General features: G+C 68.5%; 17 protein-coding genes. 15 read left to right on the top strand and 2 right to left on the bottom strand.

Annotated elements, in window-relative coordinates:
• The first annotated feature begins 53 nt into the window (after positions 1-53).
• The 5 genes from C8258_RS11555 (at position 54) to C8258_RS11535 (ending at position 3,561) form a co-directional block, all read left to right on the top strand.
• Positions 54-374, top strand: coding sequence for a PE domain-containing protein (locus C8258_RS11555; protein ID WP_106955142.1), 321 nt, complete (start codon positions 54-56; stop codon positions 372-374).
• A 21-nt stretch (positions 375-395) separates the two neighbouring features.
• Positions 396-1,901 carry a PPE family protein gene (locus tag C8258_RS11550; protein ID WP_106955141.1) on the top strand — a complete coding sequence of 502 codons (1,506 nt, stop codon included), beginning with the start codon at positions 396-398 and terminating at the stop codon, positions 1,899-1,901.
• Between the two features lie 83 nt (positions 1,902-1,984).
• Positions 1,985-2,371: a hypothetical protein gene (locus tag C8258_RS11545; RefSeq protein ID WP_106955140.1), complete on the top strand. Its 387-nt coding sequence runs from the start codon at positions 1,985-1,987 to the stop codon at positions 2,369-2,371.
• 55 nt (positions 2,372-2,426) lie between these two features.
• Entirely contained in the window at positions 2,427-2,729 is a 303-nt protein-coding gene (locus C8258_RS11540) for a hypothetical protein (RefSeq protein ID WP_143860641.1), read from the top strand.
• Positions 2,722-3,561 (top strand): ESX secretion-associated protein EspG, encoded by an 840-nt coding sequence (locus tag C8258_RS11535; protein WP_233225019.1) that lies wholly within the window; start codon positions 2,722-2,724, stop codon positions 3,559-3,561. Before C8258_RS11540 ends, C8258_RS11535 begins: the two co-directional genes overlap by 8 nt.
• A gap of 126 nt (positions 3,562-3,687) precedes the next feature.
• Here C8258_RS11535 and C8258_RS11530 read toward each other — a convergent pair whose 3' ends face one another.
• Positions 3,688-4,353 (bottom strand): hypothetical protein, encoded by a 666-nt coding sequence (locus tag C8258_RS11530; protein WP_233225018.1) that lies wholly within the window; start codon positions 4,351-4,353, stop codon positions 3,688-3,690.
• Between the two features lie 58 nt (positions 4,354-4,411).
• Here C8258_RS11530 and C8258_RS11525 point away from each other — a divergent pair, with 58 nt between their 5' ends.
• The 8 genes from C8258_RS11525 to C8258_RS11490 all read left to right on the top strand — a co-directional run bounded on the left by C8258_RS11525 (position 4,412) and on the right by C8258_RS11490 (position 17,286).
• The gene (locus C8258_RS11525; RefSeq protein ID WP_084513361.1) at positions 4,412-5,398 is read left to right on the top strand and encodes a MinD/ParA family protein; all 987 of its coding nucleotides are present in this window, start codon (positions 4,412-4,414) and stop codon (positions 5,396-5,398) included.
• Complete coding sequence (gene eccD / locus C8258_RS11520; RefSeq protein ID WP_106955207.1) at positions 5,395-6,921, top strand: type VII secretion integral membrane protein EccD; 1,527 nt, start codon at positions 5,395-5,397, stop codon at positions 6,919-6,921. Before C8258_RS11525 ends, eccD begins: the two co-directional genes overlap by 4 nt.
• The gene (mycP, locus tag C8258_RS11515; protein ID WP_036499273.1) at positions 6,921-8,279 is read left to right on the top strand and encodes a type VII secretion-associated serine protease mycosin; all 1,359 of its coding nucleotides are present in this window, start codon (positions 6,921-6,923) and stop codon (positions 8,277-8,279) included. Before eccD ends, mycP begins: the two co-directional genes overlap by 1 nt.
• 44 nt (positions 8,280-8,323) lie before the next feature.
• Entirely contained in the window at positions 8,324-9,985 is a 1,662-nt protein-coding gene (gene eccE / locus C8258_RS11510; protein WP_233225017.1) for a type VII secretion protein EccE, read from the top strand.
• Positions 9,986-10,012: 27 nt separating this feature from the next.
• Positions 10,013-10,348, top strand: a complete 336-nt coding sequence (locus C8258_RS11505) for a helix-turn-helix transcriptional regulator (RefSeq protein WP_223273873.1) — start codon at positions 10,013-10,015, stop codon at positions 10,346-10,348.
• A 75-nt stretch (positions 10,349-10,423) separates the two neighbouring features.
• Positions 10,424-11,479 (top strand): hypothetical protein, encoded by a 1,056-nt coding sequence (locus C8258_RS11500; RefSeq protein WP_106955137.1) that lies wholly within the window; start codon positions 10,424-10,426, stop codon positions 11,477-11,479.
• Between the two features lie 80 nt (positions 11,480-11,559).
• Entirely contained in the window at positions 11,560-12,249 is a 690-nt protein-coding gene (locus C8258_RS11495; protein ID WP_106955136.1) for a hypothetical protein, read from the top strand.
• A 120-nt stretch (positions 12,250-12,369) separates the two neighbouring features.
• Positions 12,370-17,286: an NAD-glutamate dehydrogenase gene (locus C8258_RS11490; RefSeq protein ID WP_106955135.1), complete on the top strand. Its 4,917-nt coding sequence runs from the start codon at positions 12,370-12,372 to the stop codon at positions 17,284-17,286.
• A 100-nt stretch (positions 17,287-17,386) separates the two neighbouring features.
• Here C8258_RS11490 and C8258_RS11485 read toward each other — a convergent pair whose 3' ends face one another.
• On the bottom strand, positions 17,387-18,631 hold the full coding sequence (locus C8258_RS11485) for an SPFH domain-containing protein (RefSeq protein ID WP_106955134.1): 1,245 nt from the start codon (positions 18,629-18,631) through the stop codon (positions 17,387-17,389).
• A 183-nt stretch (positions 18,632-18,814) separates the two neighbouring features.
• Here C8258_RS11485 and C8258_RS11480 point away from each other — a divergent pair, with 183 nt between their 5' ends.
• Positions 18,815-20,365: an amino acid permease gene (locus C8258_RS11480; RefSeq protein ID WP_106955133.1), complete on the top strand. Its 1,551-nt coding sequence runs from the start codon at positions 18,815-18,817 to the stop codon at positions 20,363-20,365.
• Between the two features lie 127 nt (positions 20,366-20,492).
• Positions 20,493-22,922 carry a serine/threonine-protein kinase gene (locus C8258_RS11475; RefSeq protein ID WP_106955132.1) on the top strand — a complete coding sequence of 810 codons (2,430 nt, stop codon included), beginning with the start codon at positions 20,493-20,495 and terminating at the stop codon, positions 22,920-22,922.
• The last annotated feature ends 1 nt before the right edge of the window (position 22,923 follow it).

Genomic DNA, 22,923 nt, shown 5'->3' with positions numbered 1-22,923 from the left:
TTCTTTCTGTAACCGCTCACACCAGAGTCGGCGGCACTCGTTAGGAGACCTCCATGTATCTCCAGTTCAGTCCGGAAGTCATCGCGGCTGTGTACACCACCAACACCGCGACCGCCTCGACCTTGGCCGAACTCATGCGCCTGGCCTCGGTGGCCAGTGAACCGATTCCGGCCGGTGCGGACCCGGTCAGCGTCGGCCTGTCGGCGGCCTTCAAGAGCTACAAGTCCGGCTACTACAACATCACCGACAACGGAATCTCGAAGTTCCACGAGGGCAACGGAAAACTGCCCGAGTCGATCCACAGATACGAGTTCGGCGATTCGGCGGGCGGGGCCCGGGTCAAGGCCGCCGACCCCGGCATCGTCTACATCTGACACACCCTTCGGGAGTTCGCGATGGACGCAGTGACCGGCGCGGCCGCCGGACTCGGCCAGGTCGCCGGTGATGTGAAGGCAAGTGCAGAGGCCGCGGCCTCGCTGGCCGGCATGGCCGGTGCCGCCGTCAGTTTTATCGAGGGGTTCGACTTCGCCGCGCTCCCACCGGAAGTGAACTCCGCCCGGCTGTTCGCCGGGCCGGGGCCCGAGCCCATGGAGGCGACCTCGATCGCGTACGAGGCGGTCTCGGAAGCCTTGATGGCGGCGGCGACCGGCTTCGAGGGCTCCAACGGTGTCATGCAGGTCGCCTGGGAAGGCGAGGCCGGTACCAAGGCGCACACCGCGTTCAGCCGGCACACCGAGTGGTATCGGCAACAGGCCGTCGTCGCCAAGCAGACCTCGATGATCGTGGGCGCCGCCGCGGCCGCCAATCACGGTGCGCGCCTGGCGATGCCGCCGCTGCCGATGATTCTCGCCAATCGGGCCATGAGCGTCGCACTGGCGGCGGCCAGTGGGGCGACGATGGGCGCCACGGAGCCGCTGATCGCGGCGAACGAGCTGGCCTATGCCTTCATGTGGGAGCGGGCTGCCGAAACCATGTACACCTACCAGGGGATCTCGAGCGGCCTGATCGGCGCGCTGCCGCCGCCGACGGTGGCGCCCACGATCGCCGGCGACGGTGGTGAATTCGGCGGTCCCTCCGGCACAACGTATTTCGACCCGCCGGACACCCCAGGTGGCGGTCCCACCGGCCACACCGGGCCGACGGGTCCCGGCGGCGGGCCGAGCGGCCCCGGCGACGGCCCGGGCAGCGGACCCGGCGACGGGTCGGGAGACATGGGTAGTGGCCACGACCCGACGTCACCCGGTGGCGGCTCCACCGACCCGGCCGACACCGGCGTCGACCCCACCCAGACCCCACCGGGCGGGACCGAGGCCGAGAACGCGGTCTCCGACGTCAACGACGCCATGTCGTCGATGACGGATTCGCTGGGTAACTCCGGCGGCGACGGTAACTATCTGACCCAGGAACAGCACGGCTTCTACGGAACGTCACCGTATTCGACCACCCTCATGGGGCTCAACGGCGGTGTGGGCAGCGCGGTCACGTTCTCGATGGCCCGCAGTGGGCTGGGCGCCGTGCCCGCCTCCGGCGCCGGATTCCGGATGCCGGCCAACTGGAACCCGATGGGCGCGAGGGCATTCGGCGCACTACCCACCGAACCGCCCACCGGGCCGGTGCCGCCGCGCAACGTCCCGCGGGGCGCCGTGGCACCCAAAGCGCGGATGCGCCGGCGTCGCGACGACGAGAAGAAGCCCTCGAAGGTCTTCGTACCCGGTGAGCACGACGAGGTGCCGGTGCTCGAGCAGGCTCCCGTGGTCGGGGTCATCGAATACGCCGACGACGATCACACGATCGACGCCGTACCCGAACTGGTGCTCGCCTTCGGTGTGCTCGAACGCGTCGAGGACGAGCCGGTTCCGGTCTCGATGGATATCCCCGGTGAATACCGGAGCCGCGACTAGTACGCCGGGAGCCGACGGGCCCCCCTCAACGTCTCCGCCAGGTGCGGAGCCGACTGTGAATCGAACCTCGAAAGGAATGAGAAATGACCAATCCCAATGTGATGCAGGGTACATCGGACGACTGGAACACCGCCGCCACCAAGACCGCTCTGGCGGCCGGTGAGCTGGAGAATCAGCTCCGGACGTTGGATGCGACTCGGCACGGATTGAACACCGCGGTGCGCAGTCAGCACACCGGTACGGCGATCGACAGCACTCTCGCCGATCTGCACACCAGCGGGACGAACCTCTGGCGGGAACTGGATCGGATCCAGACCCAGATCCAGAAGCGCGGTGGCCAGGTCGACTACGACGACCTCGACGCCGCGCAGAAGGTCATGGCCCACGACGGCAGCGACGGCGTTCTCAACGCCACCGATGGTTCCGGGCCGGCCTCGTCCGGAAAGATCTCCCTGTCCTCGCTCACGTAAACCCCTGCCGCCCAGCAGATCTCATTCTTCGAAAATACGAAAGGTTCGATGAATCATGGCCGGAAATATGTACTTCAACTTCGCCCACGTCGATGAGCACCACACAACGCTCAAAGGACTCGGTCAGGCGATGGAGGACAATGTCAACCACCTGCGAAACCTGCAGCAGACGCTGGCGAGCCTCCTCGGCGGTGCTACGTCGGAGGCATACCAGGAGGTTTCGGGAAATCTGAACAAGTTGCTGGCGGCCCACCAGGCGAACCTGGTCAAGCTGAACACGCAGATCCACTTCGCCGCCGGTAGCCAGGGTATGGTCCAGACTGCCGACAAGGCCAGCGCCGCGAGCATGCGTGGATGATGCGATCGAGGATCCGGTAGCGATCGATCTGAATGTCGATGCCGCCCTGGTGCTTCGGCATCTGGTCGGCATCGACTCCTATCCTCCGGTCCTGGCATTGATGCCCAACATCTACCGGATCGAGGATCGGGACCGGGTGCACGCCGTGGTCACCGATCAGCTGATCGAGGCCGGGATGGTGATCGATGGCCGGGTGCACCCGACCATCGAGCATTGGCTGCGATGCCTGTACCGGCCGGATGTGGAATTGGTCGCCCGGATCATCGATACCGGCCTGGACGGCGGCCCGAAGGATATGCTGCGGCTGTCGCTGGTTCGTTCCGGTGAGACACAGGTGCTCGCGGTGCGGTCCGACGACCACGTCGTCATCCAGTCGGTACCCGCGGGCGAGCGCCGCCTGGACGCGCTGACCGGCGCGTTGTCGGCCGCGTTGGGACCGGCCGACGCCCTGCAGTTCACGCCGCTGTCGGCGTGGGCCGAGGACTTCGCCGAGGTTCCGGCCGAGCCGGCCGAACGACGCCGGGCACTGGTCGAACTCGGCGCCGAATCGCGGACGGCGAGTCTGCTCGCCCGGGTGATGAACGAGATCGTGCGGCGCGCGGAGATCGTCGTCACCGAGCACCACGACGGTACGACGCCGCGACCCGAGGTCTGTATGACCGTGCTCGACACCGTGTCGGGCCGAATCGTCGTGACTCCGAGTATGGCGCTGGACGGTCGGATTCGGGCGACGTACGCGCCCGGGGACGACACGGCGCTGCACGCCGGCGTCGCGGCACTGGTCGACCTTCTACCCGGCCGCAGCTGGTTCGAAACCAGTCGCGCCGAATGAGAGTGCCGGCCGGGCGTTTTTGGAGAGGATGAGGGACATGAACCGAGCACCGAGTACGAATGGGCATGCGGCCGAGGCCGTCCGGGCTCGGGGCGGTTACGACGCCTTCTTCGCGGCGGTGCCCGATCAGCCGGGGCCGGCGCCCACCGGTGACTCGGCGGCCTCGACGTCACAGGCCTCGACCTCGATGGCCGGAAATGCGCCCGCGACGGCCGGTTCCGCGATGCAACCGTCGAGTGAGCCGACCGGCGGTGCGATGACCGCCGACCCCGCACGCCCCGCCGCGGCCCCGGTCGGACCCGGTGCGGCGCCGACCGGATCGGCGACCGTCGGCTCCGGAGCCACCGGCGCACCCCAGCCGGGCGCGGTACCGGCGGGATACAGCCAGACGAATTCGGCAGCAACCGGTTTCGCCCAGCCGGGTTCGGTACCGCCGGAATCCGTGCAGCCGGGTTCGGCGGTAACAGGATCCGCCCAGTCCGGCTCGGCAGCGGCGGGACCGGCGCAGCAGGGGCCGGTGGCTTCGAGTTCGGTGCACCCGGGACCCACGTACCAAGGAGTGACCCCATCGGGAGCGGCGTCATCGGGAGCGGCGCAGCCGGGTTCGGTACAGCCCGGCCCGGCGCAGTCGGCCGGGATGCGCGCCGAACCGCCCACACCCACCGCCGACGCCTCGACATCCCATGCTGCCCCGCCGGCCGACACATCCGCCGCGAGCCGGCAGTCCGCATCCCAGGCCGCGCCGACGACGTGGCAGCAGGCCGCGACCTCGCCGCAGACCGCCGCGCCCACCTCGTACTCCGCGGCATCGCCGGCCGCCGCCCGGGTCCCGGACCGCGTCGAGCGCGGTGTGCAGAGTTCCGAGCGTGTCGAGATCCTGCCCGCCGCACTGACTTCCGCGGAACTGCTGGCCGATATCGCCGCGGCCCATCGCGCCCAGCTGAAGTCCACCAGCGGTGTGCGTGGCGCGCTGAACAAGGTCGGTTTCAATCTCGGCCTGTCGCCGTCCGAACAACGGAAACAGGATCGGCGCGGACGTATCCGCCGTCAGCTCAACAGCACCTACCAGATCGCGGTGATCAGTGTGAAGGGCGGCGTCGGGCGCACAACGGTGACCGCGGCGCTCGGCTCCACCTTCGCCCGCCTGCGCCCGGACCGGGTGGTGGCGATCGACGCGAATCCCGACTTCGGCGATCTGCCGACCCGGACCCGGCCGCATCCCTACGGTCTTACGCTGCGGGATCTGGTTCGCTCGCCGAATCTCGAGGCGTTCTCGGCGGTGCACTCGTTCACTTCGATCAACGATGCCGATCTGGCCGTCGTGGCCTCGCCGTGGAATACCGAATCGGTCGAGGCGCTGTCGGGTGGCGAATACTCCGCCGCCGTCGAGATCCTGCGCCGCCACTACAACCTGATGCTCGTCGATTGCGGTACCGGAGTGCTGGATTCGGCCACCGGGAGCGTTTTGAACACCAGTGACGCGGTGCTGGTCGTCACGCCCGCGACCGTGGGCGGGGTGAAGGGCGCGGTCGCCACCCTCAATTGGCTGAATTCGCATGGGATGCAACATTTGATCGCCAAATCGATCGTCGCGATCGTCCACCATCATCCGGTGAAGCCGACCGTCGAGGTCGACCAGATCGAGAAGCTCTTCGCCACCGCCCAGCGGCCCACCTTCGAACTGCCCTACGACGCGCATCTGTCCGAGGGCGGCGAGATCGACCTCCGCTTGCTCGACGAGGACACTGGCCTGGCGTTCGAGGAACTCGCCGCCGCGCTGGCCGACGGCTTCCCGGGTTCGCCGATGGCCGGCGGCGATCGCGGAGGGTGGCGATGACCGCTGCCTACGCGACCGCTCCCGCGGCGGCGGCGCCCACGGCCGAGGTGGCGCGGGCCCGGATCGCGATCATGGTCGCCACCTACCAGGTCGATGTGGTGGTGCCGACCAAATTCACCATCGAGACCTTCATCGACGACCTCCTCGGCGTCCTGTCGCGCGCGATCGACGACGAGAACGTGGATTTCACTCCGCCCAGCGGACAGTGGAGTCTGGCCCGGCCGGGCGAGCCCCCGATTCCCCGGTGGCGCAGTCTCGCCGATCACGACGTGGTCGACGGCACCGTGCTCATGCTCACCGCGGTGGAGTCGGCGGAGATGTTCACCCCGGTCGTCGAGGACATCACCGACGCCCTGGCGATGATCAACGAACGCGAATTCGCCGAATTCGACCGCGGCACGATCGCGATCGTGGGTGTCAGTGCCCTGGGCGTGGGTGCGGTCGCCGCGGCCGGAATGCTGGCCTGGTCGTGGACCGAGACCGGCTCGGTGTGGTGGTGCGGGCTGCCCGCACTGCTGCTCGGCGTGGCGTACTGGGTGGCGGCGCTGGTCGTGCGCGGGCGGCGGCTGGCGCCGGGCATTTCGCTGGGCCTGGCGCTGTCGGCCGTGCCGCTGCTGTCCGCCGGTGGGGCGATGCTGGTGCCGCCCGCCTACGGGGAGCCGGGCGCGTTCGCCGCCGCCAATATCGCCGCCGGGGCCGTGGTGGCCGCGGTATCGGCCGCGACCATGATGCGCGTGACCCGTTTCGGGATCGCCACACTGATGTCGGTCACCGTGCTGGGCGTGGTGATCACCGCGGCCGCGGTCCCGGCCACCTATCTCGATATCGCGCTGCGGCAGGTCACCGCCGGTCTCGTCTTCGCGGGCCTGATCGTGCTGACGGCCGCGCCCCGGCTGGCGGTCGTGATCGCGCGTATCCGCCCGCCGGATCTGCCCGATCCGGGCAGCGAGGTGGCGCCGTCGACCCTGACCGACATCTTCGACGCCGAGGCCGCCCGTGAGGCCGATCCCGAACTCGAGGAACAGGACGAACGCGATCGGCGCCGGGCCCACTCCGGGATCGAGGCTCGCGCCCGGCTGGCCGTGACCAGCCTGCGGGGACTGATGGCGGCGGTCGCGGTACTGCTGTCGGTGTCGACGGTCGTCACCGCCGCGGCGAGTCCGGGCGGGGTCCGTGAAATCGTGCTGGCCGTGGCGGTCGCCGGGATTCTGGTGCTGCGCTCCCGCTGGTTCCCGGATCGCGTGCAGGCTCTCGCCCTGGTCTCGGCCGCCGCCATCACCCTGACCGGTCTCGGATTCGTCCTGGTCGGTGCCTACCACACCCCGGGCGCCCGGCTGGTGGTCGTGCTCGTCGCGGTGGCCGCGGCGGTGGCGGCCTGCGTTGCGGCGCTGCGGCTTCCGGGTACGCGCCTGTCGCCGGTGACCCGCCGTGTCATCGATCTGATCGAGTACGCCCTGATCGTGATCGTCCCGGTGATCGCGTTCTGGATCATGGGAATCTACACCGCCATGCGAGAGATCTGATGCGTCCGATCCGATCCGCGAGCACGGCGCTGGTCGCGGTGCTCCTCCTGCTGGGCGCCGGTCCGGCCGCCGCGTTGGACCCGCCGGACGTGGTGGTCGGCGCGGCGCCGCCCGACGGGCCGCCCGGTCCCGAGGTGCCGACCAAACAGGACAAGGGCTGCCTGGCCGTCGGCCTGCTGCCCAACAGTGACGTGAAGCAGACGCCGCCGCCCGAACAGGCGCTGGATCTGCGCCAGGCGCGGGCGCTGAGCCGCGGCGGCGGGGTGACCGTCGCGATCGTCGATACCGGCGTCGGCCCCAACCCGCGGCTGCCCAATCTCACCGGTGGTGGCGACTATGTGGCCGCCGGGGGCGACGGGCTGTCGGACTGCGATGCGCACGGCACGCTGGTCGCCGGAATCATCGGCGCCACATCGGATTCCGCCGACGGGTTCAGCGGTGTCGCACCGGACGCCAGGCTGGTGTCGATCCGCTACCGGTCGGGCGCCTTCAGTCCGGAACAGCCGCAGGGGGACGAGGCCACCGCGGCGCCGGCCCGCGAGTTGCGCAATATGGCCCGCGCCATCACCCACGCGGCGAACCTCGGCGCCGGGGTGATCACGGTGTCGCTGCCGATCTGTGTGCCCGCGGATTCGAAACTCGACCAGTCGATGCTCTCGGCGGCCATCGGATTCGCCGTGCACGTGCGCGGCGCGCTCATCGTGGCCGGGGCGGGCAACACCGGCAGCTCGGGATGTCAGCAGAACCCGCCGATCGATCCGAGTCGCCCGCGCGATTCCCGGAACTGGGGTGCGGTGCAGACGATTTCGTCACCCGGATGGTTCGGCCCGGATGTGCTGACCGTCGGCTTCACCACCGCCACCGGCACCCCGATGGCGGATTCGCTTGCCGGGCCGTGGGTTTCGGTTGCCGCGCCCGGCACCGGAATCGAATCGCTCGGCCCGGGCGGCGGTGGCCTGATCAACGGCGTCGGCGCGCCCGACAAACTGGTCGCCGTCGGCGGCGCCTCGTTCGCGGCGGCCTATGTGAGCGGCGTGGCGGCGCTGCTGCGTTCGCGCTACCCGAACGAGACGCCGCAGGAGATCGCCGCACGCTTGCAGGCCAGTGCGCACGCACCCGCTCGTGGCATCGACAACTCGGTCGGTGCGGGAATGATCGATCCGCTTGCGGCACTGAGCCTTCGGACCGCACCACGACAGCCGGCGGGCCTGTTCCGCTCCACCGAACTCATTGTGCCGCCGCCCGCGCGCGCGGCCGACCGCCGTCCGGCGATCGTGGCCGGCATCGTCATCCTGGCCGCGCTCGTGGCCGGGGTGGGAGCGAGCTACGCCGGCACGGTGATCGGGAGACGCCGTTGAGCGTGGCGAACATCCGAATCGGTAGTCCGGAGGGCGGGCCGATCGTGACGGCTTCGATCGCCGCCAGTTTCGTGCTGGTCGGTTTGTGGGGTCGCGCACCGCTGTGGGTAGGCCCGCTGGTGGTGGTGGCGATGGCGGGCGCGGTACTGGTCCGCGTCGACGGGCGTACCGCGGTGCGCTGGTTCCTGGACTGGTGCGCGTACCGGGCCGGTATGGCGGCGCGGGCCCGGGAGCGGGCCCGGCCGCGCGAGATCCACGACGTGGAGGTCGCCGCCGGCGTATGCGGTATCCACACCGACGAGTCGACGCTGGTCGCGATGATCCAGCTGGCGCCCGACCTCGATCTGCCCACCGTGATCGGTGAGGAGACGCTCTACACCGAGGACGTCGTACCGATCGACACGCTGGTCTCGATGCTGGACCAGTACGGGATCGCCGTCGACATCGACATCGTGACCACCGGCCAGCGGGTCCGTCCGGCCACCAGCTACAGCATGCTCTACGACCAGCTGATCGGAACCCATCCGGTGGTGGGGGAGCGGATGACCTGGCTGGTGCTGCGCCTGGATCAGCAGCGCAATCTCACCGCGCTGGCCCGCCGCGGGCCGGCCGAGGTCACCGGCCCGAAAGCCCTTGCCACCGCGGCACATCGGATCGCGTCCCGGCTGCGCGAGCGGGGCATCTCGGCACACGCCCTGCCCGCGGACGCGTTGCGGGAGGCGACCCGGCTGCTGCACGCCGGGGTCGAACCGGCGGAGTTGCGGGAGCGCTGGGGGCAGCTGGAATCGCCGGCCTCCGGGCGCTGTGTGACCAGTTTCTCCATCGACTGGACCCGGTTGCACGGTGCGGGCCTCGACGACTGCTGGAACTGGAATCGCGGCCGGACCACTCTCGTGGTCAGCCTGGCCGGCGGGGCGCTCGGACCGCGCGGCATCGTGCGCTATGTGGGCCCGCCGGTCACCTCGGCGCCGGTCGACTATCTGCGGCGGCTCGGTGGACGGCAGTCGACGGCCCTGCTGGCGACGCTGCCGACCGGAACCCCGGTCTCCGCCTTGCCGCCCGACGACACCGGCAACGACGTGGCATCCCCGGAGCTGCTGGCGGAGCTGCCGATCACCATCGGTCCCAACGGGCAGATCCTGGGATCGATCAGTGGCCGGCCCCAGCACGCGCTCGCCCTGCCGCTGTTCGACCCGGCGCGCTACAACCCACGCCGGCGCACCATCGACGTGCACGCGGATCTGCCGGTGGCCCAGCAGATCGTGCTGCGCGCGATGGTGGTCGGCGCCGACGTCGAGGTGCATTCGGCCCGGCCGCACCGCTGGTCGCAGCTGGTTTCCGCGGTCGGCGACCCGTCCTCGCTGCGGCTGGCGGCCGAATCCGGACTCGCCGACGCGGAGGGCGGGACCGCCGGCAGCCCGGCCACCATCGCGGTGTTCGACCAGATGTCTCCGCGCGCCTCGACGGCGCACACCACGGTGACCATCAACGATCCGGGGACCTCGCGCCGCCGATCCGTGGATCTGGCGATCAACCAGGTCACCGCGACGTCGGTGGATGTCAGCATTCCGATGCGCACGGTGCGAGTGGATCTGATCGAGCCGCGCGGCGAGACCCGCTATTACGACAATCCGGCGCCCCCGGCGGCGGCAGGCGATAGACCGGCGATCACGGCCCCGCAGGTAGGTGGTCCTGGTGCCGACTGACGAATCGGGACGGTAATGTTGATCAATGTGGTGGCGGACTCCCAGACCGATGGTGATATTCAGCCTCCGGACGGCGACGACTCGCTAACACCCCGGCAGAGCGCGGCGGCGATCTTCTCCCGCCGCCTGTCGGAGCTGATCGCGGAATCCGTGGTGTCGACCGAGGACGGCTCGACCAGGTCGCTGACGCTGTATTCACTGGCGCAGCACCTGGAACTGGCGTACCCGGATGTGCCGGTGTCGCAGTCGGGGCTGTACCGGCTGGTGCACGGGGAAGCGATCCCGCGGTTGGATCTGATCATCGCGCTGGCCCGGGTCTTCGATGTGCCCCCGGAGTATTTCGTCACCGAACGTCCGGACTGAATCGGCGAAAACTGTTCTCCCCAGCGGGAATAGTGCCGATGAGGCACGGGTGTGATTGTCGCTACCATCCGGGATATGCCCGCCGAGGACCAGGGAGATCTCTTCCTTCGCCATCGCGGCGCGGTCCTGGACACGCTGCTCTCCGACCCGTCGTTCGGATCGCCCGAATTCTCCGCCGACGATGGCCCGGCGGCCGGTCCGTCGGCTACCGAACGCCCGAATATCGTTGACTCCGTAGCGGATTCCGATTCGGTACCGTCGGTGCGCAAGGTGAGTTCCGGGCCGAAGGCCAGTGACCGGATCATGGCGCTGCTCAGCGGGGAATCGCCCGCCGGGTCCAGCCAACTCGAATTCACCTCGGACTTCTCCGAGCGTTCGGCGCGGCTCGGCGCGGCGGCGGAGGAATCCGAACAGCGGGCCGGCGCCGCGCCCGAAGCCCGGGAGAAGGCGGCCGACCGCACCTCGGCCGACGGACCGCAATTTCCGCAGGTGGTGCTGGCCCAGCTGCGCAAACCGAAGGTCGCCTTGGCCGTCGCCGCGGCGTTGGCCCTCGTGCTCGTGCTGGTGCTGGTCACCACGGGCGGTAAGAAGAGCAACCCCGATCAGTTGGCCGTGGTCACTCCGGTGGCCGCCGCACCCCCGTCGTCGAAGCCGGGCGCGGGCCCGGAATCGGCGCCCTCGGAGTCGAACAGCGCCCCCATCAAGGTCCGATCCGCGCAGGCGCACTGCCCGGCCGGCAGTACGGACGCGATGGACGCCTTCTCCGGTGAACCGGGCAAGGCGTGGTCCTGTGTGCGGGCGTTCAAGATCGACGGGCAGGTCATGACGATCGACCTCGGCAAGAAATACCAGGTGGACTCCATCGGGATCGTCCCTGGCTGGGACAGTGTCGGCAGCGACGGTGCGGACCAGTGGAACAAGTACCGCACGGTGAGCCGGGTGTCTTATCTGTTCGACGATCCGACCGCGACGCGATATACGCAGCAGACGCTGGATCAGCGCAGTCTCGTGGTCACCAAGATGTCTCCCGCGGTCAGCGCCTCGAAGATCACCTTGACGATTCAGCAGTCCAAGGGCGAGCCCTCGATCAACACCACCGCCATCTCCTCGATTGTGATCACGGGACATTGAAACCTCCGCATTCGATCTGCCAGTACTGCTCCCATCGCAATGGCGGAGACGAAACTCGTTGCGGCCATTGCGGAGCCCCGTTGCCGCTCGGTCCCGAGGCCCGTGTCGACGGCGGTGCCGCCGGTCACCCGCTGCTGGCGGATGCCGCGCACACCGCATTGGAGGCCGGGCGCCTGATCGCGCGCACCGCGGGTGCGGCGGAGAAGGTGGGCGCCGAGGTCGCGAAGGCGGGTGAGGGCGCGACCAAAGCGGCCGCGGAGGCTGAAAAGGGCGCTGCCGCAATCGCTCTGCCGGAGGTCAGCTGGAAGGTCGCGATCGCCGCGATCGCCGCGCTGCTGGTGGTGGCCGTCGTGGTCATCCGTTCCTGTGCGGTGAACGCACCGCCGATGATCGGGCAGCTCACCCCCGTCGAAGCGCTGCCCGATCTGGTGCGGGCCGCTTCCTCGTGCCGGCATGTCGACAGCGGACCCGCGGTGGACAACTGTGTGATCACGGCCGATCACCCGTTGTTGTCCGGCGGCATCACCGACGGCCGGCAACTGACCTTCACCGTGCGCGCCGATCCACCGCAGAATCTGACCGCGGTGGTCAACGGCTGGCGCGTGGCCGGCGGCACCGTCATCGCCGACGGCACGGTGTTCGTCGCCATCGGTCCTTCGGCAACGGTGTGGTATGCAGATACCCGCACCGGTCTGCGCATCGAGACGGCGACGTTCGCGAATCGTGCAGGCGCGCAGACATTTCTGTTCCGATCCGGTTTGGTTCGCTGAGAAACCGGGTAACGGCGCGCAATCCTTGTTACACTGAAGAACGTGCCGTTATTTAACGGCACGTTACAGACAGTCCGCAATACTGCGGTACCGATTCCGATCGCGGGAAGGCACGGGTCGATGGTGGCAACAACCCAGCAGACGATTTCATGGAAGCGATTCCGTGATGATCCGACAGATCTGGAGGCGGTGTACTTCCGCTGGATTCAGCCGGGAGCCGCGGCGCCGACGATCACCGACCGTGCCGAGCAGATCTTCCGGCATCATCTGGAGCTGGCCGCGGGGCGGCGGCCGGGAACCGCGGTGACCAGGCTGTATCGCGCCGGGGACGGTAGCGGTCTGGGGCCGGCGCTGCAGATCGTCAACGACGATATGCCGCTGCTGGTGGATTCGCTCACCGCGGCGCTGCAGCGCCTGGGCGCCACCGTGACCGAGGTGGTGCATCCGGTCTTCGACGTCCTGCGGGATCGGCGCGGCCGGTTGCGGGCGATCGCGCCCAGCGAGGGATTCGATGTGGCGCAGGCGAATTCGGCGAGCCGATCGGAGGGCAGCGGCAACGTCGTCACCGAGTCGTGGATCCATGTGCAGCTGGGTGCCGGGGATTCCGACGCGGTGCTGGACCGGATCGAGCGGGCGCTGCCACCCCTGCTCGGCGAGATCCGCCAGGTCGCCCACGACACCGAGGCGATGACCCGCACGATGGGAACCCTGGCCGCCCGGCTGGATTCCGTACCGCAACCGTCCGCGACCGAGGCGGCCGAATGCGCGCAGCTGCTGCGCTGGCTGACCTCCGGGCACTTCACCTTGCTGGGATACGGCTACTACCGGGTTCATCCCGGCGCCGACGGTCCGGAGCCGCAACAGGTTTCGGGCACCGGACTCGGCGTGCTGCGCAACGGTTCGGGTGTGGACGTGGGCGCTCCCGCGACCGGTTCCGAGCAGATCCTGCGGCTGTCCAACGGTTCCCTGGACTCGCTGCTGCCGGGTTCGCCGGATGTGTACGTGGTCAGCGTCGCCGACTACGCGGCCGAGACCACGCCCTCGGTCGCCGGTCAGGTGGTGGGCGAACACGTTTTCGTGGGCACCTTCACCGTCAGCGGCTTCCACGAGAACATCCTCGACATCCCGGTGATCTCCCGCCGCGTCCACCAGGTCATCGAATGGGCGGGCCTGGCGCTGAATTCGTTCTCCGGCCAGGCGCTGCTGGAGATGTTGCAGACCTTCCCGCGCGTCGAACTGTTCTCCACCGATGCGCGCCGCCTCTTCGAAACCGTCTCGGCCGTCATGAATCTCGGGCTGCGGCGCCAGATCCGGCTGTTCCTGCGCCGCGATGTGGGCAGCAACGCCGTGTACTGCCTCGTGTACCTGCCGCGCGACCGCTACTCGACCGAGGTGCGGTTGCGGATGCACGAGATCCTGCGCCGCGAATTCGACGCCGAGCAGATCGCCTACTCGGCGCGTGTCACCGAATCCGAGCTCGCCGTCGTCTATTTCACGGTGCACCGCGGTGCCGACGCCGAACCGGCGGATATCACCGAATCCAACCGCGAACGCATTCAGGACCTGCTGTTCGCGACCACCCGCAGCTGGAGCGACCGGCTGGTCAGCGAGGCCGCGGGTATCGCCGAGATCGCCGCGCCGGTCGTCCAGGACTACGCGACCGCGTTTCCGGCGACCTATCAGCAGGAATACGAGCCCGCGCGGGCGCTCGACGACCTGTGCCGGCTGCAGCGCCTGGCCGACGGGCAGATCGATACCGATCTCTACCGCACGGCCGGCGCCCCCTCGGGGGAGTGGCGCTTCACGCTGTACGTCGCCGGGACCGAGGTGTCGCTGAGCCGGGTGCTGCCGCTGCTGCACAGCCTCGGCATCGAGGTCGTGGAGGAAAAGCCCTACCGGCTCGAACTGCCCGGCGACAGCACCCGGTGGATCTACGACTTCGGCCTGCGGGTCGCGCCGAACACGCTGCGCGGCAGCGGCGAGGGCGATCCGGAGGCCGATCTGGACCGCGCCGTGGCGCTGGAATCCCTGCCGGACACCAGTATTCGTAAACGCCTGCCGGAGGCCGTGTCGGCGATGTGGTTCGGCGACGGCGAGGTCGACGGACTCAACGAACTCGTCCTGCGAGCCGGATTGCACTGGCGTCAGATCGCGATGCTGCGCGCCTACGCGAAATATCTGCAGCAGGCGGGATTCGCCTACACTTTCGCCAACATCACCCGCGTGCTGCTGACGCAGCCGAGCACCGCGCGCGCCTTCACCGAATTGTTCGAGGCGTATTTCGATCCCGAGCACCTCGGGCCGGTCGCGACCGCGCGGGCGGCGGCCATCTCGTCGCGGCTGCAGGACGAGATCGATGCCGTGGTGAGCCTCGACACCGACCGGATTCTGCGGGCGATTCTCGGGCTGATCACGGCGACCCTGCGCACCAACTACTTCCGCCGCGACGAGGACGGAAATCCGCCCGGACATCTGTCGTTCAAATTCGACCCGCACGCCATCGCCGAATTGCCCCGTCCGCGACCGAAATTCGAGATCTTCGTGTATTCGCCGCGGGTCGAGGGTGTGCACCTGCGTTTCGGTGCGGTCGCGCGCGGTGGGCTGCGGTGGTCGGATCGCCTGGAGGATTTCCGGACCGAGATTCTGGGTCTGGTGAAGGCGCAGGCGGTGAAGAATGCGGTGATCGTGCCGGTGGGCGCGAAGGGCGGATTCGTGGTGAAGCGCCCGCCGGCCGCGACCGGTGATGCGGCGGCCGACCGCCAGGCCATGCAGGCCGAGGGCATCGCCTGCTACCGCACCTTCATCTCGGGACTACTCGACCTGACCGACAATGTCGACCACGCCGGTGGTGAGGTGATCCCGCCGCAGCGGGTGGTGCGCCGCGACGGTGACGACACCTATCTCGTGGTGGCCGCCGACAAGGGCACCGCCACGTTCTCCGATATCGCCAACGAGGTTGCGCAGCACTACGACTTCTGGCTCGGTGATGCGTTCGCGTCGGGTGGTTCGGCGGGGTATGACCACAAGGCGATGGGGATTACCGCGAAGGGTGCCTGGGAGAGTGTCAAGCGGCATTTCGCGGAGATGAATGTCGATACCCAGCGTGAGGAGTTCACGGTGGTGGGTGTGGGGGATATGTCGGGGGATGTGTTCGGTAACGGGATGTTGTTGTCGGAGCATATTCGGTTGGTGGCGGCGTTCGATCATCGGCATATTTTCATCGATCCGGATCCGGTGGCGGGGTCGTCGTTCGCGGAGCGGAAGCGGTTGTTCGGGTTGGCGCGGTCGTCGTGGGCGGATTACGACACCTCGCTGATCAGCGAAGGCGGCGGCGTATTCGATCGCTCCGCCAAGGCCATCGCGATCACGCCGCAGATCCGCGCCGCACTCGATCTGGATCCGGGCGTGAGCACGCTGTCGCCGCCGGAAATGATCCGGGCGATCCTGCTGGCGCCGGTCGATCTGCTGTGGAACGGCGGTATCGGCACCTACATCAAGGCCAGTACCGAATCGCACGCCGACGTGGGCGACAAATCCAACGACCCCGTGCGGGTCGACGCGGATCTGTTGCGGGTCAAGGTGATCGGTGAAGGTGGCAACCTGGGCGCTACCGCGCTCGGGCGGATCGAGTTCTGCAAACTCGGCGGCCGGATGAATACCGACGCCCTCGACAATTCCGCCGGCGTGGACTGCTCCGACCACGAGGTCAACATCAAAGTGCTTCTGGGAGCGGCGATTTCCTCCGGCGAGCTGGCGGAGTCGGACCGTAACGCCCTGCTGGCCGAGATGACCGACGAGGTCTCGGCACTGGTGTTGCGCGACAACATCTCCCAGAACTTCCGGATGGGTCTGTCGCGGTCGAACGCGGCGGCCATGGTGGGGGTGCACCGGCGGTTGATCGCGGAACTGGAGACGCGGCGCGGCGTGGATCGGCAGCTCGAGGCATTGCCCTCGGATGCCGAACTGGACCGGCGCGCCGCGGCCGGCGCCGGGCTGACCTCACCGGAACTCGCCAATCTGCTCGCGCACGTGAAGCTTTCGCTCAAGTCGGATCTGCTCAGCGGTGATCTGCTGGACAGCAGTGCGTTCGAGGCGCTGCTGCCCGGTTACTTCCCGACACCGCTGCGGGAACGCTTCGGCGCCGCGATCGGCCGCCATCCGCTGCGCCGGGAGATCCTGGCCACCATGGTGGTCAACGATATGGTCGACTACGGCGGCATCACCTACGCCTTCCGGCTCGCCGAGGAGGCCGGCGCCACCACCGACGACGCGGTGCGCGCCTTCACCGCGGCCGTGGAGATCTTCGATCTGCGGGCACTGTGGGAGCGCATCCGCACCACGCCGATGCCGGCGGCGGCGCGCAACGAGCTGGAGATGGAGACCAAACGCACCCTGGATCGGGCGGCGCGCTGGCTGCTGACCAACCGGCCGCAGCCGATCGCGGTCGGCGCCGGTATCGCGCGCTACCGCGACGGCGTGCGCGCGCTGGCGGCGCGGGTGCCGGCCTGGCGGCCCGGTGCGCTCGCCGACGATCTGATGTCGCGTTCCGGCGGACCGATCGGTCACGGCGCCCCGCGGGAATTGGCGGAAGAGGTGTTCCTGCTGATCCATCGGTTCCCGCTGCTGGACGTGCTCGACATCGCCGACATCTGCGAACGCGATGCCGACGAGGTGGCCGCGCTCTACTACGCGCTCGACGCCCACTTCGACATCCAGCGGCTGCTGTCCGCGGTGGCCGGACTGGACCGTGGCGATCGCTGGCAGACCTTGGCGCGCTTGGCCGTTCGCGAGGATCTCTACGATTCGCTGCGCTCGCTCACCGCCGACGTGCTGACCACCACCGAACCGGTCGACACCCCCGAGGAGAAGATCGCCTACTGGGAATCGACCAACCGTTCCCGCCTCAGCCGTGCCCGCGCGGCACTCGGGGAGATCTTCACCTCCGAAGCCCACGACCTGGCGACCCTGTCGGTGGCCGCGCGCCAGGTCCGCAGCATGGTCGGCAGCGCCGAAACGACGGCGACGGTGCCCAGCTGACCTGCCGGTGGGTTCGGGTGCGCCGCCTGGGACCGGCACACCCGAACCCGCTCCGGAACCCCGCCGACGCCGCCCACCCGAATCCGGGTGGGCGGCGTCGTCATGCGGGAGTTCCGCAGGCGCCGCAGAAGCGGGCTGTGGGAGGCAGTTCCGTACCGCATTCGGTGCAGTGGCGTGGGGGAGCGGCCAACCGTGTGCCGCAGTGCATACAGAATCGCGCGGTGCGAGGGTTGTCGGTAGCGCAGGACGCGCAGGTCACGTGTTCCGGGGCGGCGGACTCGTCACCCTCGGGCCGTGGCGCCGCGGATGAAGGTCCCGATCCGACGCCCGAGGGGGTGCCGGGCGTCGCGGACGCGCCGGCTCCGGCGGTAGGTGTCGGCGGCAGCGAGGCCGAAGTCTTCGACTCCGGTGGCTGTTGCAGGGCGGGTCGGCCCGCGGGCTGACCGAACGGCGGCGCGGGCGGGGGCGGGGACTGCTGCGCGACCCACGGCACCGTCGACTGCTGTCCCATGCCCGCAATCGCATTGAGACCCAGTGCGGCGCCGAGGAATCCACCTTCACCGCCGCCGTGCCCGTGCGCCATTCCCTGTCCCGCGCCCAGGGCCATCTCCCCGGCGGCGTAACGCTGGAAATCCCCGGCGAGCCGGATGTAGGTGACATCCTTGGCGAGTCGTTTGAGTCGCTCGGCGTCCTCGGGCGCCAGGGTGATGTCGAAATTCCCCATGCGCGAGATCCGCATTCCGTACTCGTACAGCGTGAGATTGGTCTGACGCACCACCGCCGACTCGATCGACTGCAGTTGCGCCGAGAGGCCGAGAACCTGCCAGTCGCCCTGCGAGATGCCGTGCGAAACGGTCATCTTCATCGACTTGAGCAGCAAATCCGCGCACCAGGCCTGAATTCCGGCAGGATCGGTGAGATCGGTGGTGCCGACGAGGGAGGTGATCAGTTGCGCGGGATCGCGCACGGCCAGGGCGAATTCGCCGAAGACCCGCAGCGTCACGATCTGCTCGCTGGCCGGGTCCACGATATCGTCGAGCCGGCCGCCGAATCTGACGCCCGCGAATTCGCGCGTGGAGACGAAATACAGCTCCGCGCGGTAGAAGTTGTTGCCGGTGACCGAGTCCACCAGTGCGCCCAGCACCGGCAGTTCGTCGGCGTCGACGCGATGGCGGCCCGGTCCCATCGTCGCGACGACCCGGCCGGACTTGACGAACAGCGCGATCTGATCGGCGTTGACGATCGTCCGGCTGTAGCGCCGGATGTTCAGATCGGGCCACTTGTAGACCAGCTGGTCCTTGCGGCCGTCCGGGACGGCGATGAATTCCCGCTCGAACCAGGCCATATCCTCGCCCTTTCTCGGCCGTTGTCGTTATCCAGCGTACCGATACCTATCGGTATGGTCTACCGCCGACCTCGGCGGAGGGATTTCCGTTGTGTTACAACCTATCCCACGTATTGAACGTGCCGTTGAATGACGGTACATTGCCCATAGATATGATCGCCGTCACGTGAAAGGTCCTCCCCCATGACAACTGTTCGACCTCCCTCGGAGGCGACGGCGCCCGCGGACGCGCTGCATGCCGAGGATGCGGGCTATCACAAATCGCTGCGCCCCCGCCAGCTGCAGATGATCGCCATCGGCGGTGCCATCGGCACCGGCCTGTTCCTCGGCGCGGCCGGCCGCCTGCACGACGCGGGACCGGGCCTGTTCCTCGTCTACGCCGTCTGTGGAATCTTCGTATTCTTCATCCTGCGAGCGCTCGGCGAGCTGGTGCTGCATCGCCCCTCCTCGGGATCGTTCGTCTCCTACGCGCGCGAGTTCTACGGTGAGAAACTGGCTTTCGGCGTCGGCTGGATGTACTTCTTCCACTGGTGTATGACCGGGATCGTAGACATCACCGCGATCGCGACATATGTCCACTATTGGGGAGGGACCCGCAGCATTCCGCAGTGGCTCATCGCGTTGGTCGCGCTGGCGATCGTGGTGAGCATCAACCTGATCTCGGTGCGCTGGTTCGGTGAGCTCGAGTTCTGGGCGGCGTTGATCAAGGTGATCGCGCTGGTCGCCTTCCTGATCGTGGGTGTGGTCATCCTCGGTGGCCGCTTCGAGCTGGACGGCCAGACCACCGGTCCGAGCCTGCTCTCCGCGCACGGCGGTCTGTTCCCGACCGGGCTCCTGCCGCTCGTCACGGTCACCACGGGCGTCGTCTTCGCCTACGCGGCAGTCGAATTGATCGGCACCGCAGCGGGTGAGGCCGAGAACCCGGAGAAGATCATGCCGCGCGCGATCAATTCGGTGATCGCCCGGATCGCGCTGTTCTACGTCGGTTCGCTCGTCCTGCTCGGACTGCTGTTGCCCTACACCGACTTCCACGCCGGCGAGAGCCCGTTCGTCACCTTCTTCTCCAAACTCGGGGTGAACGGCGCCGGGTCCATCATGAACCTGGTCGTGCTGACCGCCGCGTTCTCCAGCCTGAACGCCGGGTTGTACTCCACGGGCCGGATTCTGCGCTCGATGGCGATGAACGGCAGCGCGCCCAAGCTGGCCTCGCGCATGTCGAGTTCCGGTGTGCCGTACGTCGGAATCCTCGCCACCGGCTGCATCGCGCTGATCGGTGTGGGACTCAACGCGATGGTGCCGGACAAGGCGTTCGAAATCGTGTTGAACATGTCGGCGCTGGGCACGATCTTCGCGTGGACGGCGATCATCCTGTGCCAGTTGCAGTTGTGGCGCTGGTCGCGTATCGGCAAGGCGGAGCGGCCGTCGTTCCGGCTGATCGGCGCCCCGTACACCAGCATCGCGACCCTGGTGTTCCTGGCGGCGGTGGTGGTCCTGATGGCCGCCAGTGACGACGACGTGCAGCGCTTCGCCGTGCTGGCCATGGTGTGCGTCATGTTGCCGGCGCTGGTCGCGGGCTGGTTCCTGGCCCGCCGCAAGGTGCTGGCGATGGCCACCGAACGACTCGGCTACACCGGTCAGTTCCCGGTGCTGGCCGAACGTCCGCTACAGAACGAGGCGGCCGAGGCGGCAGCCGAATCCGGGGAGCCGGGATCAGCGCCCGAGGCCGAGAAGTAGCCACACCCTCCGCCCCGGTACCACCGGGGCGGAGCTGTTCCCGGCGTTGGGAAGCTCGGGGACGCGGGGCCGTGGCCGGGGAACGAGAATGAGGCCCCGGTTCATCAGCGGCCTCGGGAGGTTTCTCATGCCGGAGCGACCCGATACGCCCCTTCCGCATCCGTGGGCGAATCGCCGCATCCGCCGCAGTGAGGTGCGCGGACCGGATGCGCATCCGTGGGCGACGCGGCGCAACGGTGGGGGAGAACCCTCGCAACGGCTGCGCGTCGCGATGGAATCTCCGGGCGAACCGTCCGTGCGGCACCTCCTCGGCGAGCCTGTCGGAAACGGTGGTGTGGCAACGGGTTTCGCGCCGGGGCCGCCCTCCGGCCCGGTGACCGCGGATGTCGAGGTCGATACGCTCGGCTCCGAGGCCGGCTCCGGGCGCAGCGCGCGCTCGCGGCCGAGTCCACGCCGGTTGGGCGCCGGCCTGGTGGAGATGCCGCGGGTGGTCTCGGTGGATCCGCGCGCCGCCGTACTGGACGACCCGGAAGTGCCCGAGGAGAAGCGATTCTGCTGGAAGTGCAACTCGCCGGTCGGGCGCGCGGGCGACGCGGGCGCCGGGCAGGTGGCGGGGGACTGCGGAAAATGCGGTTCCCCCTACAGCTTCCGGCCGATTCTGCAACCGGGTGAGGTCGTCGCCGGACAGTACGAGGTGCAGGGCTGCCTGGCGCACGGTGGTCTGGGCTGGATCTACCTCGCCGTCGACCGCAATGTCAGCGATCGCTGGGTGGTACTGAAGGGTTTGCAGAATCCGCAGGATTTCGAGGCGCACGTGGTCGCGCTGGCGGAGCGGCAGTTCCTGTCGGAGGTCGCCTATCCCGGCATCGTGAAGATCTACAACTTCGTCAAGCACCGCGGCCCGGGCCGTGATGTCGCCGACGGCTACATCGTGATGGAGTACGTCGGCGGCCAGTCGCTCAAGCGCGTACTCGATCAGCGTGCGCCGCAGCGTATTCCGGTGGCGGAGGCGATCGCGTACGTGATGGAGGTGCTGCCGGCACTGGACTACCTGCATTCGTTCGGGTTGTCCTACAACGATCTCAAACCCGACAACATCATGGTCAGCGAGGACGAGGTCAAACTGATCGACCTCGGCGCGGTGGCGGCCATGGAGTCGTTCGGAAGTATCTACGGCACACCGGGATTCCAGGCACCCGAGATCACCGAGACCGGGCCCACCGTCGCCTCCGACATCTACACCGTCGGCCGCACCCTGGCGGCACTGGTGATGCAGTTGCCCCGCGACGAGCGCGGCCATCAGCTACCGGAAATGCCGGAGCCGCAGGCGCATCCGCTGCTGGTTCGCTATCCGTCGCTGTATCGGCTGCTGTGCCGCGCCACCGATCCCGACCCGGCCCGCCGGTTCCCCTCCACCTATTCGATGTACTGCCAGCTCACCGGCGTGCTCCGGATGGTGCTGGCCACCGACACCGATCGGGAACATCCCCAGGCCTCGGTCGAATTCGGTTCCATGCGCGGCGATTTCGGCATCGAGACCCTGATCGGCCAGACCGACGGCATCGTCGACGGCCGCCACCGGATGCCGACCCTCGATGCGGGGGCGGTGGTGGCCGCCTTACCGGTTCCCCTGATGGACAGCACCGATCCCAGTGCCGAACTGATGTCGACGCTGCTGCACGGAGATCCGCGGCATGCGCTGGATACGTTGCGGCGCATCCGTGATCGGATCGCCTCCGGCATCCTCGCCGACACCGGCTCCTTCGAACTCGAGGGCGCCCTCACCGCGGTGCGCGCCCATCTGGATCTGGGGGAGGTGGAGGCGGCACGAGCCCTGTTGCGGGAGTTGATGATCGACTACGACACCGACTGGCGGCTGACCTGGTACCGCGGTATCGCCGATCTGCTCGACGGCGCCTTCGAGCACGCCTACACCCAGTTCGACACCGTGCACGCCATGCTGCCCGGGGAGATCGCCCCGGCTCTCGCGCTGGCGGCCACCGCCGAACTGGTCCTGCAACATCTCGAACTGCCGGCCGATCCGGATCGCTGGCACCGGGCCGCGATCGACTTCTACCGCACCGTCTGGCGCACCAACCACGGTGTGGTCAGCGCCGCGTTCGGACTGGCGCGGCGACTGGCCGCCGACGGCGAACTGCTCGACGCCGTCGCGGTACTCGACCGGGTGCCGGTGACTTCCCGGCACTACGCGCTCGCTCATATGACCGGTGGACTGCTGCTCGTGTCCCGGCCGGTGGCGGAGGTGACCGAGGAGGATCTCGCCGCGGCCGCACTGCGCCTGGAAGCCCTGCCGGAGGAACCGCGGGCACTGCAGTTGCAGGTCGTCGTGGTGGGCGCGGCACTGGAATGGCTGCGCGCGGGCGGGCAGCCGCGCCGGTCCGACACGACCCTGCTCGGCTTCGCGCTCACCGAATCCGGTTTGCAGCTGGGCCTCGAGACCTCGCTGCGCGCGCTCGCCCGCACGGCGCCGGGCCGGCTGCATCGCTACCGGCTCGTCGATCTGGCCAATCAGGTGCGTCCGCGCACCCGATGGTGAA

It is taken from the genome of Nocardia sp. MDA0666 (assembly GCF_003023875.1).
Taxonomy (GTDB): Bacteria; Actinomycetota; Actinomycetes; order Mycobacteriales; family Mycobacteriaceae; genus Nocardia; species Nocardia aobensis.
The sequence above is the reverse complement of the archived record's forward strand: the minus strand, read 5'-3'. Positions and strand labels throughout refer to the sequence as shown.

Excerpts from the sequence above, each read along its gene's own strand:
- C8258_RS11555 (WP_106955142.1), top strand. The coding sequence starts at position 54 with ATGTATCTCCAGTTCAGTCCGGAAGTCATCGCGGCTGTGTACACCACC.
- C8258_RS11550 (WP_106955141.1), top strand. The coding sequence starts at position 396 with ATGGACGCAGTGACCGGCGCGGCCGCCGGACTCGGCCAGGTCGCCGGT.
- C8258_RS11545 (WP_106955140.1), top strand. The coding sequence starts at position 1,985 with ATGACCAATCCCAATGTGATGCAGGGTACATCGGACGACTGGAACACC.
- C8258_RS11540 (WP_143860641.1), top strand. The coding sequence starts at position 2,427 with ATGGCCGGAAATATGTACTTCAACTTCGCCCACGTCGATGAGCACCAC.
- eccD (WP_106955207.1), top strand. The coding sequence starts at position 5,395 with ATGACCGCTGCCTACGCGACCGCTCCCGCGGCGGCGGCGCCCACGGCC.
- mycP (WP_036499273.1), top strand. The coding sequence starts at position 6,921 with ATGCGTCCGATCCGATCCGCGAGCACGGCGCTGGTCGCGGTGCTCCTC.
- C8258_RS11500 (WP_106955137.1), top strand. The coding sequence starts at position 10,424 with ATGCCCGCCGAGGACCAGGGAGATCTCTTCCTTCGCCATCGCGGCGCG.
- C8258_RS11490 (WP_106955135.1), top strand. The coding sequence starts at position 12,370 with ATGGTGGCAACAACCCAGCAGACGATTTCATGGAAGCGATTCCGTGAT.
- C8258_RS11485 (WP_106955134.1), bottom strand. The coding sequence starts at position 18,631 with ATGGCCTGGTTCGAGCGGGAATTCATCGCCGTCCCGGACGGCCGCAAG.
- C8258_RS11480 (WP_106955133.1), top strand. The coding sequence starts at position 18,815 with ATGACAACTGTTCGACCTCCCTCGGAGGCGACGGCGCCCGCGGACGCG.
- C8258_RS11475 (WP_106955132.1), top strand. The coding sequence starts at position 20,493 with ATGCCGGAGCGACCCGATACGCCCCTTCCGCATCCGTGGGCGAATCGC.